4 protein-coding genes are annotated in these 3490 nt (G+C 39.9%); 3 read left to right on the top strand and 1 reads right to left on the bottom strand.

The window, feature by feature from the left end:
• Nucleotides 1-260 precede the first annotated feature (260 nt).
• A complete protein-coding gene (locus tag ACTNES_RS20070) occupies nt 261-1424 on the bottom strand; it encodes an IS110 family transposase (RefSeq protein WP_321726233.1) in 1164 nt (387 codons plus the stop codon).
• A gap of 270 nt (nt 1425-1694) precedes the next feature.
• On the opposite strand from ACTNES_RS20070, the gene ACTNES_RS20065 reads away from it, so the two are divergent.
• From ACTNES_RS20065 to ACTNES_RS20055, 3 genes are read left to right on the top strand one after another with little or no spacing between them, the layout of a single operon-like run.
• Entirely contained in the window at nt 1695-2660 is a 966-nt protein-coding gene (locus ACTNES_RS20065) for a small ribosomal subunit Rsm22 family protein (RefSeq protein WP_234756848.1), read from the top strand.
• On the top strand, nt 2635-3210 hold the full coding sequence (locus ACTNES_RS20060; RefSeq protein ID WP_441040495.1) for an acyltransferase: 576 nt from the start codon (nt 2635-2637) through the stop codon (nt 3208-3210). The genes ACTNES_RS20065 and ACTNES_RS20060 overlap by 26 nt, the downstream gene beginning before the upstream one ends.
• Nucleotides 3211-3222: 12 nt before the next feature.
• Complete coding sequence (locus ACTNES_RS20055) at nt 3223-3465, top strand: NAD-dependent epimerase/dehydratase family protein (protein ID WP_441040494.1); 243 nt, start codon at nt 3223-3225, stop codon at nt 3463-3465.
• Nucleotides 3466-3490 lie beyond the last annotated feature (25 nt).

The raw sequence follows: 3490 nt of genomic DNA, 5'->3' as shown, positions 1-3490 counted from the left end.
TTCTAGTCAATTCCATTATACCAAACGGAACAGGTTTATGCCTTTTTTATTGGCTGAAATATTGAATTTTCAAGGTTCAACACACCGTATCGGTGTGGGAAGTTTTAGTTATTAAAACATTAACAAAGGAGACCAGCTATGAAAAGTCAAGCATAGATTAGCAGAAAATTACCTTTTTTATCAGTGGCTATAAAAGGGTAACTCTAACAGAGCTCCCCAAAGGGTGCTTTTCAAAATCTACTATGATCTCGAGTTAGAACTTACTCAAGATTGAATGCCACATCATCCGTCAGCATCTTAAAAAGGATTCTGACGAGTTTGCCGGCACAATGCCCCAGAGCATTATAGTGGTTCCGGCCTTCAGCCATCTTGGCATCGTAGTAAGCCTTGAAGGTGTTGTTGTTCTTAACTACATTGTGAGCTGCGTTGATCAATGCATACCGGAGAACCCGGGAGCCACGTTTAGACATTCTTGTGTGGCTGGCATTGAAATTTCCAGACTGATATATAGAAGGATCCAGTCCGGCAAATGCAAGCAGCTGACAGGGCTTTGAAAAGCGATGAATATCGCCAATCTCGCCCAGGATCATTCCGCCATTGATATATCCGATGCCTGGAATGGTCATAATAACGGAGTCAAGTCCAAGCATGATTTCAGTCATCTCGGATTCGACGTCGGTGATCTGCCTGTCCAGTAACTCGATCTGCTCCACAGACTGTGTTACTTGTAAGGATAGGGCTCTGTCGCTGGAACCGACAGACTTCTGTGCCAGAATTCTTAATTCCTTGGCCTGCTCTTTATTGAAGTGTCCGTGGGAGGAAACCTCGAGCAGATGAGCCAGATGAGTCAAGTGCATGGAAGCTACCAGTTCAGGTGTAGGAGCCTCTTTCAGAAGAGCGTAAATGGTCTTCTGATGAAGTCCGGATTTGAAGAAGTACTGGAGTTCCGGAAAGACACGGTCCACGTAGGCTGTGAGCTGTATTTTTAGCCGGGTACGCTCTTTGATATTCTTCTGCCGGAAACGGCCGAGGTTCTTCAGATGCATGAGGTCAATATCCTCCTGCGAGAAGAATCTGTGCGGCTGAGCAATTAAAGTTCTGGCAATAACTAACGTATCCACCTTGTCGGTCTTCGTCTTCCGGATGTTGTTCTTACGCATCGTGGAAGTCTGGATCGGGTTGATAACGCAGACCTGGTAGCGTTTAGATACGAGAAATTCAACCAGGTTGTCAGCATAGTGTGCCGTCGATTCAAGACCAATGATGAGGCTACCGCGATCGTATGATGCGAGAGCAGAGAGCAGCGTACAGAAGCCATCATTGTCATTCGTAAATTTGAACGGCTTAACGAGTACCTCGCCGTCTGAAGAAACAACAGAAGCGAAGTGATTGAGTTTGGCAATGTCGATGCCAACGTAGTACATAGTGAAACCCTCCTTTCGGTTCCCTGATACTGTGGCATCCACAAACGATTATCATCGTAGACTTGATTGAAATTAGTACTCAGGAGAAGTTCTCCGGCACATCCAGCTGATAAACAATTCAGATAAAGGTAGCGGCAATACACTCCTATGAAGTAGTCAGAGCTACAGGGGATAATAAAAAGTCCCACAGTATCTGAATGTATTTAACCACAGAATCAAAAAGAAAGGAAAATGTTGATTTAGCTTCTGGAATCATCATACAAGAATATAATGGATTTACCTATTGCGCTTAAAACTGCATCAGAAAAATTAGTTGTTGGATATAAACAAGCACAGTTAAAAAAAATAGCTCAAGATTTAAGTGATAGATACAGAAATGAAAGCGGTGCTGGAAAGGTATTGTTGTCTAAAGATATTGAAGCTGCAGTATATGCACTCGTTCGTATGCCAGCAACATATGGTGCTGTTTCAGATGCACTGAGTTATTCTTTAGAATATTTTAACGGAGAAATAAAAACTCTTTTAGATGTTGGTGCGGGAAGTGGAGCTGCCACATGGGCGGCACAGGCTCAATTGCCGTTGGAACGAATCACTTGTATTGAACGAGAAGGTGCTATGAGAAGAGTTGGTGAAGCATTGATGAAAGAAGGCGAGCCTGTTCTCTCTTCAGCTAGATGGATTAGTTCAGACTTGACATCTTCGAAGATAACAACATCTGCGGATATTGTGATTTCATCATATGTTATGAATGAGATGGCGAAAAAGGATCGCCAATTTGTTCTTGATAATCTTTGGGCTGCGACAAATGAGATGCTCTTGATTGTTGAGCCTGGCACGCCAGCTGGTTTTTCAGTTTTAAAAGATACTCGCGACTATCTATTATCAAAAGGTGCACATATAGTAGCACCTTGCCCGCATGAAAATGAATGTCGTTTAGCAGAAGATGATTGGTGTCATTTTACTTGTAGAGTTCAGAGAAGTAAAACACACAAAATGCTGAAAGATGCAGATGTTCCATATGAAGATGAAAAATACTCCTATATGGCATTTGTAAAAAACGAGTGCAATCGTGCAACCGCCAGAATATTACGACATCCATATATTGAAAAAGGACAAATAGGCTTGGAAATCTGTAGCAGAAAAGACAATCGAAGTGTCCAGGTTAAGAAAAAGGATGGAAAATTATTTAAAGTTGCAAGAAAAGCAAAACATGGAGACAGTATTGAGATTGAATAAAAGGTGCAAGAAAATGGATTGGGCGTTTTTTAAAAAGGATTTGCAATATATCTTTTTGAATCAGATAGTAAGTTCAATTCCTTCATGGACTATTAGAAATTTTTTTTATAAATGCAGCGGGATGAAAATTGGACCTAAGGCAAGAATTGGAATAAATACTGTAATAATAAGTCCAAAAGGTATAACAATAGGATGTAGAAGTGTTATCAATGATCATTGTGTACTTGATGGTAGCGGGGGGATTACAATCAAAAATGATGTTTCCATTTCTGCATTTACCAAAATATATTCATGCACACACAAGACAGATTCTGATTTTTTTGAATATATAACGAACCCTATAATTATAAAAAACAATGTATGGATAGCAGCTAATGCTATGATATTAGATGGATCTATTCTGAACGAGTTTTCAGTAATTGGAGCAAACAGTTGTTTTAAAGGTGTTGCAGAAAAAGGCGGAATCTACTATGGAAATCCAGCAATTCTTCGCAAAAAAAGAATGTTAGATAAAGAATACAAGATTGATTTTGAACCACATTTTAGATAAGAGGGAATTAAAATGAGAGTTTTTATAACTGGTGTTGCTGGGTTTATGGGAAGCCATTTGGCTGATAAACTTATTGCGAACGGGGAGGATGTTGTTGGTGTGGATAATCTTGTGGGCGGTACATTAGATAATGTAAATCCACAAGTGGAATTTTATGAGGAAGATTGTGTGCTAACTTCTCATTATTTTCCTACTCAAACACTTAAAACTCTGATAAATACTGAGTTGTTCGTAATTTTGTTGGTGGATAAATGAGTAGGTATGTTTACTTAGCAAAAAA

Origin of the sequence: Blautia sp. HCP3S3_D9 (genome assembly GCF_052063845.1) — a bacterium.
Classification (GTDB): Bacteria; Bacillota; Clostridia; order Lachnospirales; family Lachnospiraceae; genus Blautia_A.
The sequence above is the reverse complement of the archived record's forward strand: the minus strand, read 5'-3'. Positions and strand labels throughout refer to the sequence as shown.